Source organism: Cupriavidus oxalaticus (assembly GCF_038900635.1).
Classification (GTDB): domain Bacteria; phylum Pseudomonadota; class Gammaproteobacteria; order Burkholderiales; family Burkholderiaceae; genus Cupriavidus; species Cupriavidus oxalaticus_B.
The window spans coordinates 683819-698921 of the sequence record NZ_JAYMRX010000001.1 but is presented as its reverse complement, the minus strand read 5'-3'; the positions used below and the strand labels follow the sequence as shown (position 1 = coordinate 698921).

Here is a 15103-nt window from a genome sequence, read left to right as displayed (position 1 = left end):
CCGCCGCATCTGACCCTCGCATGAAGGCCGATGCGATAATCCGCCGATGCATACCGATTCCCCGCTTTCCTTGCCGCCGGGTGCCCTGCGCGGCACGCTGATGGTCCAGGGCACCACCTCTGATGCCGGCAAGAGCACCGTGGTCGCCGGGCTGTGCCGCGTGCTGGCGCGCGCCGGCACGCGTGTGGCGCCGTTCAAGCCGCAGAACATGGCGCTGAACAGCGCGGTGACCGCGGACGGCGGCGAGATCGGCCGGGCCCAGGCGCTGCAGGCGCAAGCCGCGCGGCTGGCGCCGCATACCGACATGAACCCGGTGCTGCTCAAGCCCAGCAGCGACACCGGCGCGCAGGTGATCATCCACGGCCGCGCGCGGCTCGACCTCGATGCCCGCGCCTACCACGCCTACAAGCCCGAGGCGATGAAGGCGGTGCTGGCCTCGCACGCGCGGCTGGAACAGGCCTATGACGTGGTGCTGGTGGAAGGCGCCGGCAGCCCCGCCGAGATCAACCTGCGCGAGCGCGATATCGCCAACATGGGCTTTGCCGAGCGGGTCGATTGCCCGGTGGTGCTGGTCGCCGATATCGACCGCGGCGGCGTGTTCGCGCACCTGGTCGGCACGCTCGATTGCCTGTCGGACAGCGAACGCGCGCGCGTGACCGGCTTCATCATCAACCGCTTCCGCGGCGACATCGGCCTGCTCGAGCCGGGGCTGGACTGGCTCATCGCGCGTACCGGCAAGCCGGTGTTCGGCGTGCTGCCGTACCTGCATGGCCTGCACCTGGATGCGGAGGACGCCATCATCGGCACGCAGGCCCCCAGGTCTGGCGCGCAGCGGCTGCGCGTGATCGTGCCGGTCCTGCCGCGCATCGCCAACCATACCGACTTCGACGCGCTGCGCGCCCATCCGCAGGTAGACCTGCAGTTCATCGGTCCCGGCATGCCGGTCCCGCCCGCCGACCTGGTGGTGCTGCCCGGCAGCAAGAGCGTGCGCGCCGACCTGGCTTTCCTGCGCGCCAACGGCTGGGAGGCGGCGTTGCAGCGGCACCTGCGCTACGGCGGCAAGCTGGTCGGCATCTGCGGCGGCATGCAGATGCTGGGCCGGCAGGTGCATGACCCCGACGGCCGCGAAGGCCCTGCCGGCAGCAGCGCGGGCCTGGGATGGCTCGACTACGAGACCACGCTCGCCGCCGAGAAACAGCTGCGCCAGGTCAGCGGGCGGCTGGCGGATGCGGACGCGCCAGTGCGGGGCTACGAGATCCACCTCGGCGTCACCTCCGGCGCGGGGCTGGACCGGCCCGCGGTGTGGCTCGACCGCGGCGACGGCACCATGCGCCCCGACGGCGCCTGCTCGGCCGATGGCCAAGTCATGGCGACCTACGTCCATGGCCTGTTCGACGACCCGGCCGGCTGCCAGGCGCTGCTGCGCTGGGCAGGACTGGATGGCGCGCAGGCAGTGGACCTCGACGCCCTGCGCGAAGCATCGATCGAGCGGCTTGCCGACACCCTGGCGGCGCACCTCGACCTTGGGGCCATGTTCGCGCCGCTGCAACGCTGAGCGCACGTTGCCGATCCGCCATGGCGCGGATCGTGCCGACTCAACGCAACATCTCCCTGCTAGAATTGCGAATCTTTCCCATTTGCATTCCGTCGCGGTATGGCTTTCGGGTCATATCGCCGCACGCTGCAGCGCTCCACATACACAACACAAGCCATGGTCACCGGCCGCCTGCGCGTCGTCCTCGTCAAGCTGCATCTCTATATCGGGCTGACTCTCGGCCTGCTTTTTGTCCTGCTGGGCCTGACGGGCATGGCCATTGCGTGGCGCGATGAGCTCGATGCCTGGCTCAACCCGGACCTGCTGGTCGCCTCGGCGCCGGCTACCGGGCCCGTTACGCCGGCCACCGTCAAGGCGGTAACCGAGCGCCTGGCCGCGCCGCCGTACGGCAGGCCCAACCTGCTGATGCTGCCGACCCACGACGACGGCGTCTTCACCGCCTGGTATCCCGTCAAGGGGCCGGAGGGCGTGGTGCAGGGCCGCTCGCGGCAGGTGATGATCGATCCGGTGACGCTGGCAGTGAAGGGCGAGCGCGTATGGGGCGAGCCCGGCGTCTCGCGCCGGCTGCTGTTGCCGACGCTGTTCCACCTGCACCGCTACCTGCTCAGCGGCGAGACCGGCAAGACCATCATCGGCGTGGCGGGCATGCTGCTGCTGCTGACCACGCTGGTGGGCGTGGTGGTGTGGTGGCCCAAGACAAGACTGCGTGCATGGGCGCAGGCGTTCCGGGTGAGCCATGGCGGCTCGTGGTCGCGCTTCAACTATTCGCTGCACCGGGCCGGCGGCATCCTGGCGGCGCCGGTGCTGGCCATCCTCGCCTTTTCGGGCTGGTACCTGAACCTGCCGAAATGGGTGACGCCGATCGTGGCGGGGGTGATGACGGTGACACCGCCGGCCAAGCATGTCTCGGCCCCGCCCGCGCCCGACGCCCGCCCGCTCGACGCAGGCCAGATCATGGCGGCGGCGCAGTCCCAATATCCCGACGCGCGGGTCACCCGCATCAGCTTCCCGCGCAAGCCGGGCGACGCCTTCGAAGTCCGGCTGCGCCAGCCGGACGAGGTGCGCAAGGACAGCGGCGCGACCCGGCTCTGGCTTGACGCCTGGACCGGCACGCGCCTGGGCGCGAAGGACCCGCACGATGCGCCCGCCGGCGACACGCTGCTGAACTGGCTGTTCCCGCTGCATACCGGCGAGGCGTTCGGCTTGCCGGGGCGGATCTTCATCACGCTGTTCGGGCTGGCGCCGCTGGCCTTTGCGCTGACCGGCGTGCTGATCTGGTGGAAGCGGCGGCGCGGGCACCGCCGCCACGCCGTGAAAGCGGCGCAGCGCGCGGCCATGCGCCGGGCATGAAAAAAGCAGGCCGGCGGCCTGCTTTTTTTTTTACGAACCCGCGAACCCGCGCCCGGGCTCAGATTTCCAGGTTGTCGATTAGGCGGGTCGCGCCCAGCTTGGCCGCGGTCAGCACCACCAGCGGCTCGCCGGCGACAAATTCCTCGTGCGTCGGTGCCTGCAGGTTGCTGCGCTTGCGGATCGACACGTAATCCGGCTTCCAGCCGCGCTTGGCCAGCGCCGCCACGGCATTGGCCTCCACCGCCAGCAGGTCGGCGCCAGCGCGGTCGCTGCCCAGCACGGTGTCGCGCACCTCATGCAGCGTGCGGTACAGCACCGGTGCCTCGGCGCGTTCGTCCGGGGTCAGGTAGCGGTTGCGCGACGACAGCGCCAGGCCGTCTTCGTCGCGAATGGTCTCGGCCGGAATGATGTCGATCGGCAGCGCAAACTGCTGCACCATGCGCCGCACGATCATCAGCTGCTGATAATCCTTCTTGCCGAACACGGCCACGCGCGGCTGCGCGCACGAGAACAGCTTCATCACCACCGTGCACACGCCCTTGAAGAAGCCGGGGCGGAATTCTCCTTCCAGGATGTCGCCGAGGTCATGCGGCGGCTCGACGCGGTATTCCTGCGGCACCGGGTACATATCGCGCTCGGAGGGCGCGAACAGCACATAGACGCCTTCCCTCTGCAGCTTCTCGATATCGTCCTGCAGCGTGCGCGGGTACTTGTCGAAATCCTCGTTGGGGCCGAACTGCAAGCGGTTCACGAAGATCGACGCCACGACCGGGTCGCCGTGCTGGCGCGCCAGGCGCATCAGCGACAAATGGCCTTCGTGCAGGTTGCCCATGGTGGGGACGAAGGCAGCGCGGTTCTGGCCGCGCAGCTGGTCCCGCAGCTCTTGGATGGAGGAAATGACTTTCATCTGGCTAGGTGTGCTGTCGTGAGGGTGTGACCCGTGGCGCCGGTCTCCGGGGGGCGGCGCCGTGACTTGCCGGGCCTCGGGGCGTTCTGCCTTCCGGGCGTATCGTTTCGGCTGTCGGCGGATTGTAGATCAAGTGGGGCGGGGGCGGACCCTGCCCTACGGGTGGGTCAGGAAGGGCTGTACGCCAATCGCACATAAATTGGCGCGAACGGCTCGGCCTGGGTGATCTCGACCAGCGACTCGCGTGACAGCTCCAGCATGGCGATAAAGTTGACCACCACCACCGGCACGCCCTTGCCCGAGCGGACCGCGTCCTCGAACAGTTCCGAGAACTCCATGAAGCGCGCATGCTGCAGCCGGCGCAGGATCTGGCTCATGTGCTCGCGCACCGACAGCTCCTCGCGCGAGATCTTGTGGTGCTGGTTCAGCTTGGCGCGCTTGAGCACGTCGGCCCAGGCGGCCTGCAGGTCGATGGTCTCGACTTCCGGGAAGCGCGGCGCCAGGCTCTGCTCGATATAGACCTGCGAGCGCAGGAAGTCGCGGCCAAGTTGCGGCACCGTGTCCAGCCGCTGCGCAGCCAGCTTCATCTGCTCGTACTCCAGCAGGCGGCGCACCAGTTCGGCGCGCGGGTCTTCGGCGTCTTCGTCGCTGTCGGCCTTCTTGACCGGCAGCAGCATGCGCGACTTGATCTCGATCAGCATGGCCGCCATCAGCAGGTACTCCGCCGCCAGCTCCAGGTTGGTCTTGCGGATCTGCTCGATGTACGACAGGTATTGCCGCGTGACCTGCGACATCGGAATGTCGAGAACGTTGAAGTTCTGCTTGCGGATCAGGTACAGCAGCAGGTCCAGCGGGCCTTCGAACGCTTCCAGGAAGATTTCGAGCGCATCGGGCGGGATGTACAGGTCCTGCGGCAGCTTGAACAGCGGCTCGCCGTACAGGCGCGCGAAGGCCATCCCGTCGACCATGTCGGCGGGACCCGCGGGGCCCGCAAGGTTGTCGGCAGCGCCGGCGACCGCGACGGGCGGCGGCAGCTTGTCCTGATCGGCAGTGCTCATCGCCGGTGACAGGGCGCGCTGGCGGAGATCAGTTGTCCTGCGAGTAGACGTACGGCTTCTGGGCCACGCGCGAAGCCTGGGCGCGGGCGCGCTCTTCCAGGTCGATCGGCGCCTTGTCCCACAGCAGGGCGCGGCCGTCGCGCTGCTCGGCTTCGAGTGTCGGGCGCTCTTGCTTGAGCTGCTTCAGGAACTGGGTGATCTCGGACTCGTACATGGCCATGGTGAAACCGTATGCGCCGCTCGGGGCGCGTAATGGATACAGTGGGGCAGGATTTTACAGTATCGGCCCGGCGCGGGGTCGCATTTGGCCCCCGGCGGGATTTCCCGGGTAGGAAGATTCCGGCCGCAGTGCGGTGTGTGGTCAAATACCGACTTCGTATGTGGACAAACGGCGATGCCGAAAGACACCGCTATTACTGCTGACTCTGCCCCCGCGGCGCCTGCCGACAACCACGGATGAGGACCGACCTGGCCAGGACAACAGCCCGCCCGGGCCGCCCCGACATGCCGGATGCGGCGCATCCAGCCCCGATCGCCCCGCTTCTTATGCGGGCGCGCGCGGCGGCGTATGCGCTCGCCGCGATGCTGCTGCTGCCGGCCGCGGCTCATGGCGGCTACAAGGTCGAGGTCGAAGCCCCCAAGCCGATCAAGGAGATGCTCGAAGAGCACCTGGACCTGTCGCGCTACAAGGACCGCACTGATCTGTCGCAGGACCAGTTTGACTACATGGTCGAGACCGTGGGCGAGCAGGTGCGCCAGTTCACCTCGACCGAAGGCTATTTCGACCCGACCACCACCACCCGCGTGGAGGGCGAGGGCGACAAGCGCGTGGTCCACCTCTCGGTGGACCCGGGCGCGCGCACGCTGATCCGCAATGTCGATGTCCAGGTGACCGGGCCGGCGGCGACGCGCTCGCCCGAGCAGGTGGCCGAGATGCGGGCCAAGTGGGGCCTGCCGGTGGGCGACCCGTTCCGCCAGGCGGACTGGGACAAGGCCAAGGAAGACGCGCTGGTGACGCTGCAGAGCCACAACTACTACGGGGCGCGCCTGGCCGCGTCGCAGGCGCGGGTTGAGCCCGACGACCTGCGCGCCGACCTGTCCGCGCACTACGCCAGCGGTCCGGCCTACCTGCTGGGGCCGCTCACGGTGAAGGGCACGCGCCGCTACCCGGAACAGATCATCTACAACGTCAATCCGCTCAGCGAGGGCGAGCCGTACCGCGTGGAGCGGCTGCTCGAGCTGCAGCGCGCGATCCAGAACCAGCCATATTTCTCCAACGTGCAGGTCGACCTGGAGCCGCCGCCGGACGCCGACAAGGCGCCCGATGGCGTGGTCACCGCGCCGGTGTCGGTGCGCGTGCGCGAATACCCGGTGCACCGGCTCAACAGCGGCGTCGGCTTTACCACCGATACCGGCGCGCAGGTGGAAGGGCGCTATTCCTACTACAACCTGTTCAACCGCGCCTGGACCTTCGACTCGCAGGCGCGGATCGAACAGAAGCGTACCTACGTGTTCGCCGAGGCCGCGATGCCGCCGTCCCGCGGGGCCTACCGCAACAGCGTGTACAGCAGCTACGAGCGCACCATCGACATCGAGAACACCGATACCACCAGCCTGCGCGCGGGCCTGAAGCGCTCGCGCTCGCGCGAGAAGTACGACGTCACCACGTCGCTCGACTTCTACTACGACAAGCTGCTGCCCGAGGGCCAGGCCGCCCAGATCAGCAAGGCACTGGTGCCGGCCTTCGCCTGGACCCGGCGCGACGTCGACAACCCGGTGTTCCCACGCCGCGGCAATGTGATCAGCACCCAGATCGGCGTGGCCGCGCGGGGTTTCCTCAGCGATGCCACCTTCCTGCGACTGTATGGCCGTATCCGCCAGTACATCCCGGTGGGCAAGCGCGACCTGGTGGTGGCGCGGCTGGAACTCGGCGCCGACCTGACCGGCGACAGCTCGAGCCAGATCCCGGCGACGCTGCGCTTCCGTGCCGGCGGCACCGATTCGATCCGCGGCTACACCTACCAGTCGATCGGCACGCCCAGCGGTTCCAGCATCCTGCCCGCCAAGTACCTCGGCACCGGCAGCCTGGAGTACCAGTACTGGTTCAAGCCGGATTGGGGCGTGGCGGTGTTCTGGGACCTGGGCACGGCCGCCGACAACCTGCGCGGCGTGACGATCTACAACGGCGTGGGCGTCGGCGTGCGCTGGCGCACGCCGGTCGGCCCGCTGCAGCTGGACGTCGGCTACGGCATCCAGGAACAGCAGTTCCGGCCGCATATCTCGCTGGGGGTCGCGTTCTGATGGCCGCCCTCGCGCCCGGGATGCCGGCATGAGCGCCCACGACCTGCCCGACGTGCCCGGCGAGGGCACGCCCGAGGAGCCGAATCCGCCCGCGCCGCGCAAGCGCCGGCGCGTATGGCGCGCGCTCGCCTGGTTGCTGGGCGTGCTGCTGGTGCTGGTGATCGCGCTGATCGGCGCCGGCGTGGCGGCACTGACCACCGAGGCCGGCACGCGCCACCTGTGGACGCTGGCCACGCGGCTGTCGGCCGGCATGCTCAGCGGCCGGCTCGAAGGCGGCACGGTCGCGCATGGCTTGCGCTTGCGCGACGTGGTCTTCGCCAGCGGCCAGACCCGCGTGACGGTGGACCGCGTCGATGGCAGCTGGGCCATGACGTGGCAGCCGCGCCGCCTGCACTTCGAATACCTGCGCATCGGCAAGGCCGAGGTTCGGCTGGGTCCGTCGGAGCCGAGCACCGAGCCGGCGCAGATGCCGAAGTCGCTGGAACTGCCGCTGGCGATCGACGTCGACGCGCTGACGCTGGACCGGCTGGCGCTGCTGCAGGGCACAGCGCCGGCCGCCGAGCCGATGGTGTTCGCCAACCTGTCCGGCGCGCTGCATAGCGACGGCCAGCACCACCGCGTCAGCGTGGACAAGCTGGAAACGCCGTACGGCAAGCTTGCGACCAACGCCCAGATCGGCGCACGCGCGCCATTCCCGCTCAGCGCCGAGGCGCTGCTGGAAGCGAGCTGGCAAAAGGAATCCTTTGCCGTCAACGCCACCGCCAGGGGCACGCTCGAAGCCTTGCGCGCCGAATTGCAGGCCAAAGGCGACCGCATCCATGCGCGCGCCGGCGCCGACCTGACGCCGTTCGGCAAGGTGCCGTTCACACAATTGCTGGTCGATGGCGAGCGCATCAACCCGCGGCTGTTCAGCCCCACCGCGCCGCAGGCCAACCTGACGGTGCGTGCCGAGCTGCGTCCGGTGGCTGGCGCGGCGGCGACTCCGGCGCCGCCCGCATCCGCACCCGCCGCATCCGTCCCGCCGGCATCCGCGCCTGCCGCGGTGCCGCCGCCCGCGCCGCTTGCCGTCGCTGGCGACATCGAGATCCGCAACCTCGAAGCCGGCCCGCTCGACAAGGAGCGCCTGCCCGTGCATTCGGTGCGCGCCCACGTCGAACTGAGCGAAATGGCGCAGGCCATCAGCGACCTGCGCGTGGCGCTGACCGGCAAGGCCGAAATCACCGGCGGCGGCACGCTGCGCGATGGCCGCGGCGGTTTCGACCTTGACGTGCACCGGCTCGATCCCGCGGCGCTGCATGGCTCGCTCACCAGCGCCAGCCTGTCCGGCCCGGTGGTGCTGCGCATGGAGCCCGGCCGGCAGAGCGTGGCGCTGGACCTGTCCGGCGCCGCGCTCAAGCTGTTCGCCGATGCCAGCATGGACGCCGACACCGTCACGCTGGGCACGCTGCGCGCGACCGTCGGCCCCGGCGTGCTGAGCGCGGAAGGCAAGCTCGGCCTGAAGGACAAGCAGCCTTTCAGCTTCAAGGGCAAGCTGGCGTCGTTCGATCCGTCGCGGCTGGCCAAGGTAGCCGCGGGCCGCATCAACGCTGACTTCAGCGTCAGCGGCGAGATTGCTCCGGTGCTTGGCGTGGCGCTAGATTTCGCCGTGCACGAAAGCGAATACGCCGGCCTGCCGATGACCGGCGGCGGCAAGGTGCGGCTCGCCGGCGAGCGGCTGCTGCCCAGCGAAGCCGCGCTCGACATGGCCGGCAACCGGGCCAACCTGCGCGGCAGCTTCGGCGCGCGCGGCGACCAGCTCAGGCTGGCGGTCGACGCGCCGCAGCTGGAGCGGCTCAAGTTCGGCGTGGCCGGCAAGCTCAGGCTCGATGCCACCATCACCGGCACGCTGAAGAAGCCCGAAGTAGTGGCGGACTACAACGCGCAGGCGCTGGAAGTCGGACCGCACAAGGTGGCCAGCGCCAGCGGCCGCGCCGAAGTGCGCGGGGGGCTGGACGGACCGCTGTCGGTGCAGCTTGCCGCGCGCGACTACCGCGGACCGCAGGCCAGCCTCAGCACGCTCAACGCCACCCTCAACGGCACCCAGGCCAACCACGTCTTCGACGTCAAGGCGGCCGGCACCCTGAACCGCCGGCCACTGCAGCTGGCGCTGGCGGGGCAGGGCGCCTGGAAAGGCAAGGATGGCTGGAACGGCACCATCCGCACGCTCGAAGAGCGCAGCACGGTCAACCTGCGGCTGGCCGCGCCGACGCAGCTGCTGGTGGCCGACCAGCGCGTGCGCCTCGGCGCCACGCGGCTGGTGCTGGACAACGCCACGCTCGCCATCGACAGCTTCGACTGGGACCATGGCCGCATCCGCAGCCAGGGCACGCTGAACGGCCTGCAAGTCGGCCACGTGCTCGAACTGATGGAAACCATTACCGGCGAAAAGCCGCCGGTGCGCTCCGACCTGGTCATCGACGGCCGCTGGAACCTGGCGCTGGCCGAGACCGCGAGCGGGTTTGCCGAGGTGCGCCGGCGCAGCGGCGACCTGTCGGTCAATGCCGGCCGCGGCTTCACCACAATGGGCCTGGGCGAGACCAGCCTGCGCGCCGAAGCGGGCGGCAACCGCATCACGCTGCGCGGAGGCATGGTGTCGGGGCGCATTGGCAAGGTGGCGGTGGATGCCTCGGCGGGGCTGGTGCAGGAGCAGGGCCTGCAGACGGTGGGGCCGGCGTCGACGCTGGCGGGCACTGTCACGGTCGACGTGCCACGACTGAAATCGCTCGAGGCGCTGACCGGGCCGCAGTATGCCTTCGACGGCCGCCTGGCCGCCGCGCTGCGGCTGGGCGGCACGGTCGGCGCGCCGCTGCTGGCCGGCACCATCGATGGCGACAACCTCGCCGTTACCTTGTACGACCTGGGCCTGCGCCTGACCGATGGCACCGTGCGCGTGGCGCTGGACCAGAACACGGTGGAACTGAAGCACGTCGAGTTCCACGGCGGCGACGGCAAGATCACCGCCACCGGCAACGTCAAGCTGGGCGAGGCCGATCCCAACCTGACCGGCAAGATCGTCGCCGACAAGCTGCAGCTGTTCGCCAGCCCGGAACGCACGCTGGTGGTGTCGGGCGACGCCAGCATCGCCAACGAGAACAAGCAGATCGTGATCCGCGGCAAGTTCCGCGTCGACCGCGGCCTGTTCGATCTGCCCAAGGCTGGCGCGCCGGTGCTGGGCGACGACGTGGTGGTGATCCGCCGCAAGGACCAGCGCGCGGTCAAGACCGCCGCGACACCAGTGGTGCCCGAGACCAAGCCGGCGAGCAAGTTCAGCCCGGTGATCGACTTGACCGTTGACCTGGGCAACGAGTTCCGTTTCCGCGGCGCGGGCGCCGACCTGCTGCTGGCCGGCCAGCTCGGAGTCAAGAGCGAACCGCTGGTGCCGCTCAAGGCCGTCGGCACGGTGCGCGTGACGGATGGCACCTACGAGGCCTTCGGCCGCAAGCTGGACATCGAGCGCGGTATCATCAATTTCAACGGCCCGATCGACAACCCGAACATGAACATCCGCGCCATGCGCCGCAACCAGGAAGTGGAGGCGGGCGTCGAGGTCACCGGCACGGTGCGGCTGCCGCGCGTGCGGCTGGTGTCGGAGCCCAACGTGCCCGACGAAGACAAGCTGTCCTGGCTGATGTTCGGTTACGGCGCCGAAAGCGCCGCCGCCGGCCAGCAGCGCCAGCTGGGCGGTGCCGCGCTGGGCGGCGCGGCGCTCGGCCTGATCGGAGGCAAGGCGGGCAAGGGCATCGTCTCGCATTTCGGCATCGACGAGTTCTCGATCGGGCCCAGCACCGCGGGCCTGAACGACCAGCAGGTGGTCAGCATGGGCAAGGCCATCACCGACCAGATCTCGGTGGGCTACGAACAGAGCCTGACCTCGGCCTCCAACGTGGTGAAGCTGACCTGGCAGTTCTCGCGGCGCTGGTCGTTCATTGCCAAGGGCGGCTCCATCAACGGATTGTCGGTCTTGTTCAACCGCCGCTTCGACAGCTGGGCGATCCTGTTCTCGGGCGCCTCGAACCGCAGCGGCATCAGCAGGAGCCAGGATGACGGCCAGACACTCGATCCGGAAAGCGCGGCGGCGGCCGCTTCGGCAGTCATTGCCGAACCCGTGCGCCGCTGACATGCGCGACAAGCCCCTCTTTGCCAACTACGCGTCGCCGCGACGCCTTGCCGCCATGGGACTGATTGCCTCTGTGCTTGCGCTGTTCGGCTGCGACCAGCGCAAGGTCGATGAAGCGATGAAGAAGGCGGGCGAGACCGCGCGCAATACCTGGAACGCGATCAAGCCCGACAGCGAGCTGTTCAAGGGCATCGTGCCCGGCCAGTCCACCGAGGAAGAGCTGCGGCGCCAGGCCGGCAAGCCCGAGATCGTCTGGGAAGAGGCCGACGGCGGCCGCCGGCTGGAATACCCGCGCGGGCCCGAGGGCACCACCACGTGGATGGTCACCATCGGCGCAGACGGCAAGGTCGCGCGCATCGAGCAGGTCTTGACGCCGGAGAACTTCGCGCGCGTGCGCGCCGGCATGAGCAAGGACGATATCCGGCGCCTGCTGGGCAAGCCGACCAAGGTCGAGGCCTTCGCGCTGAAGAAGGAAGAGGTGTGGGGCTACCGCTGGATGGAGACCTCGACCGACAAGGCCTTCTTCAACGTGCATTTCAACAGCGACGGCACGGTGACGACGACTTCGCGCAGCGACGATCCGTCGAAGATGCAGGGCGGTTGAGGCTGTCTCGGGCAAAAAAAACGGCGGCCGCCCGAAGGCGCCGCCGTTTGTCCCTGGCGATCCGGTTCAGCGGATGCGCATGCCCGGCACGGCGCCGCTGTGCGGCTCCAGGATGTACAGGCCCGGCGCGGCCTTCTCGTCAGCGGCCGATGCCGCCAGCACCATGCCCTCGGACATGCCGAACTTCATCTTGCGCGGTGCCAGGTTGGCCACCACCACGGTCAGCTTGCCGACCAGCTGCTCCGGCGTGTAGGCCGACTGGATGCCCGAGAACACATTGCGGGTCTTGCCTTCGCCCAGGTCCAGCGTCAGCTGCAGCAGCTTGTTCGAGCCATCGACCTTCTGGCATTCCACAATCCTGGCCACGCGCAGGTCCACCTTGGCGAAATCGTCGATGGTGATGGTCTCGGCCACCGGCTCGATCGATGGGGCCGCAGCGGCGGGCGCCGCAGCGGCCTGCAGCGATTCGCGGTTGGCCGCCAGCAGTGCGTCGACCTGCTTGGCATCGACGCGCGTCATCAGGTGCTGGTAGGCCTGCACCGGGTTGGCTGCGGACAATTGCTTGTCGATCGCGCGCCAGTCGAGCGGCTCGACGTTCAGGAAGCGCTCGACGCCGGCGGCCACATTCGGCACCACCGGCTTCAGGTACACCGTCAGCAGGCGGAAGGCTTCCAGCGACACCGAGCAGGCGGCGTGCAGGGCGGCGCGCTTGCTTTCATCCTTGGCCAGTTCCCACGGCTTCTCGGTGTCGACAAAGGCGTTGACCGTATCGGTGAGCTCCATCACCTGGCGCTGCGCCTTGCTGTACTCGCGCGCTTCATACAGCTGCGCGATCTGCGGCGCGGCCTGGCGCAGCTGCTCCAGCAGCGGGTGCGCCAGCGCGGCCTCGTCGACCTTGCCTTCGAAGCGCTTGACCAAAAAGCCCGCCGCGCGGCTGGCGATATTGACGTACTTGCCGATCAGGTCGCTGTTGACCCGGGCGATGAAGTCGTCCAGGTTCAGGTCCAGGTCTTCCATGCTCGCGTTGAGCTTGGCGGCGAAGTAGTAGCGCAGCCATTCCGGGTTCATGCCGGTGTCGATGTAGCTCTGCGCGGTGATGAAGGTGCCGCGCGACTTGCTCATCTTGGCGCCGTCCACCGTCAGGAAGCCGTGCGCGAACACGTTGGTCGGGGTGCGGTAGCCCGAGAAGCGCAGCATCGCCGGCCAGAACAGCGTGTGGAAGTACAGGATGTCCTTGCCGATGAAGTGGTACTGCTCGGCGGTCGAGTGCGGGCCGACCCAGGCGTCGAAGTCGATGCCGCGCTGCTGCGCCAGGTTCCTGAAGCTGGCGTAGTAGCCGATCGGGGCGTCCAGCCACACATAGAAATATTTGCCGGGCGCGCCAGGGATCTCGAAGCCGAAATAGGGCGCGTCGCGCGAGATGTCCCAGTCGGACAGGGTCGAGGCCTCGCCCTCGCCGCCCAGCCATTCCTGCATCTTGTTGGCGGCCTCGGGCTGCGCCAGGTCGGCCACCCACTCGCGCAGGAAGGTCTCGCAGCGCGGGTCGGACAGCTTGAAGAAGAAGTGCGTCGACGACTTGCGCACCGGCGTGGCGCCCGACACCACCGAGTACGGGTTCTTCAGGTCGGTCGGCACGTAAGTCGTGCCGCAGACCTCACACGAGTCGCCGTACTGGTCCTTCGCGCCGCACTTCGGGCATTCGCCCTTGATGAAGCGGTCCGGCAGGAACATGTTCTTGACCGGGTCGAAGAACTGCTCGACATCGCGCTCGGCGATCAGGTCCTCGGCCTTGAGGGCCAGGTAGATCTTCTCGCACAGCTCGCGGTTTTCTTCCGCGTCGGTGCTGTAGTAGTTGTCGAACGACACCAGGAAGCTGTCGAAATCGCGCTTGTGCTCGGTCCAGACGCGGTCGATCAGCTCCTTCGGAGTGATGCCTTCCTTCTCGGCGCGCAGCATCACCGGGGTGCCATGCGTGTCATCGGCGCCGACGTAGTAGACCTCGTTGCCCATCATGCGCTGGAACCGCACCCAGATATCAGTCTGGATGTATTCCACCAGGTGGCCGATATGGATCTGGCCATTGGCATAAGGCAGGGCGGATGTGACGAGGATGCGACGTGCGGTCATAGACAAAGAGCCGGTCAGGAGCAGGGAATATCAGTGGCGACGGCGCTGCGCGGGGGCAGGCGCGTGCCGGGGAGGGGGCTATTTTAGCAACGTAGTGCCGCGGATGCGCCGGTTCCGCATGGCGGAATTCTCCGAAACGGCGCGGTTGGATTCGCCGCAAGCGGCCAAAAAAAAGCGCCGGTCAGAGCCGGCGCAGCTTTCCACAACGGAAAAGGAGGAGAAATCAGGTACCGCCCGGGAGGTCAGCCACCCATCGCGAGCCAGCAACGGTGGCAAGCGGTACCTGTTTCTATGACTAGGTCATCCCTGAATTGGTTTCAAAAAAATTTCGACGCGGCGATTTTGTTGCCGGCCGGCCTCGGTGGCGTTGTCTGCAACGGGCTGGCCCTGGCCCCGGCCCTCGGCCGTCAGGCGGTTCCGGGAGACGCCGCGGTCACCCAGGTAGCTCGCCACGCTCTGGGCCCGGCGCTGCGACAGCTGCATGTTGTAGTTGGGATTGCCGGTGCTGTCGGTATGGCCCACGACGCTGGCGCTGACATCCTGGTGCTGGCCCAGCGTCTGGGCGACCTGGTCGAGCACGGAGCGGAACGACGGCTTGATGCTGGCGCTATCGGTATCAAAGGTCACCTGGCTGGGGATGTTCACCTTCAGCGAGCCGTCCGGCTGCTCGGTGATCTGGGTGCCGGTGCCGGCAGTATCCTTGTTCAGCTTGCCGCGGATGGCATTCCAGTTGTAGCCGGTCGCACCGCCGACGGCACCGCCCACGGCCGCGCCGACCAGCGTGCCGGTGGTATTGCCGCCGATCAGGTTGCCAAGCCCGGCGCCGACTGCGGCGCCTACGCCGGTACCAACCGCCGTATGGGTCTGCTGTTCGGTGGCGCAACCCGCAGCCAGCAGGGTGGCGGCGGCGAGCGAGACAGTGACGAGCTTGATCTTCATGCTTTCTCCTTCTGATGTTCCCGTAAATGTTCCTGGTACCGCATGCGGGATGGTAACCCCAAGGCGATACCGCAGATAACCCTTTGTACGCGTTGGCGGCGGTGCG

The 15103-nt window shown here is 68.2% G+C and carries 10 protein-coding genes; 5 read left to right on the top strand and 5 right to left on the bottom strand.

What is annotated here, in order from left to right:
• Window positions 1–46: 46 nt before the first annotated feature.
• Both VSR71_RS03240 and VSR71_RS03235 read left to right on the top strand, forming a co-directional pair.
• A complete protein-coding gene (locus VSR71_RS03240; protein ID WP_342912477.1) occupies window positions 47–1555 on the top strand; it encodes a cobyric acid synthase in 1509 nt (502 codons plus the stop codon).
• A 156-nt stretch (window positions 1556–1711) separates the two neighbouring features.
• Window positions 1712–2905 carry a PepSY-associated TM helix domain-containing protein gene (locus VSR71_RS03235; protein WP_342912476.1) on the top strand — a complete coding sequence of 398 codons (1194 nt, stop codon included), beginning with the start codon at window positions 1712–1714 and terminating at the stop codon, window positions 2903–2905.
• 58 nt (window positions 2906–2963) lie between these two features.
• Here VSR71_RS03235 and panC read toward each other — a convergent pair whose 3' ends face one another.
• The 3 genes from panC to VSR71_RS03220 all read right to left on the bottom strand — a co-directional run bounded on the left by panC (window position 2964) and on the right by VSR71_RS03220 (window position 5090).
• The gene (gene panC, locus VSR71_RS03230) at window positions 2964–3812 is read right to left on the bottom strand and encodes a pantoate--beta-alanine ligase (protein WP_342912475.1); all 849 of its coding nucleotides are present in this window, start codon (window positions 3810–3812) and stop codon (window positions 2964–2966) included.
• Window positions 3813–3979: 167 nt separating this feature from the next.
• The gene (locus VSR71_RS03225; protein WP_342912474.1) at window positions 3980–4870 is read right to left on the bottom strand and encodes a ScpA family protein; all 891 of its coding nucleotides are present in this window, start codon (window positions 4868–4870) and stop codon (window positions 3980–3982) included.
• Between the two features lie 28 nt (window positions 4871–4898).
• Window positions 4899–5090, bottom strand: a complete 192-nt coding sequence (locus VSR71_RS03220) for a DUF3460 family protein (protein WP_029046065.1) — start codon at window positions 5088–5090, stop codon at window positions 4899–4901.
• Window positions 5091–5374: 284 nt separating this feature from the next.
• On the opposite strand from VSR71_RS03220, the gene VSR71_RS03215 reads away from it, so the two are divergent.
• From VSR71_RS03215 to bamE, 3 genes are read left to right on the top strand one after another with little or no spacing between them, the layout of a single operon-like run.
• A complete protein-coding gene (locus VSR71_RS03215; RefSeq protein WP_428979343.1) occupies window positions 5375–7171 on the top strand; it encodes an autotransporter assembly complex protein TamA in 1797 nt (598 codons plus the stop codon).
• A gap of 28 nt (window positions 7172–7199) precedes the next feature.
• Window positions 7200–11327, top strand: a complete 4128-nt coding sequence (locus VSR71_RS03210) for a translocation/assembly module TamB domain-containing protein (RefSeq protein ID WP_342912472.1) — start codon at window positions 7200–7202, stop codon at window positions 11325–11327.
• Window positions 11328–11382: 55 nt separating this feature from the next.
• The gene (gene bamE, locus VSR71_RS03205; protein ID WP_116317957.1) at window positions 11383–11931 is read left to right on the top strand and encodes an outer membrane protein assembly factor BamE domain-containing protein; all 549 of its coding nucleotides are present in this window, start codon (window positions 11383–11385) and stop codon (window positions 11929–11931) included.
• Between the two features lie 66 nt (window positions 11932–11997).
• Here bamE and metG read toward each other — a convergent pair whose 3' ends face one another.
• Window positions 11998–14058 carry a methionine--tRNA ligase gene (gene metG / locus VSR71_RS03200; protein WP_342912471.1) on the bottom strand — a complete coding sequence of 687 codons (2061 nt, stop codon included), beginning with the start codon at window positions 14056–14058 and terminating at the stop codon, window positions 11998–12000.
• 300 nt (window positions 14059–14358) lie between these two features.
• Window positions 14359–14997: an OmpA family protein gene (locus VSR71_RS03195; RefSeq protein ID WP_342912470.1), complete on the bottom strand. Its 639-nt coding sequence runs from the start codon at window positions 14995–14997 to the stop codon at window positions 14359–14361.
• Between the last annotated feature and the right edge of the window lie 106 nt (window positions 14998–15103).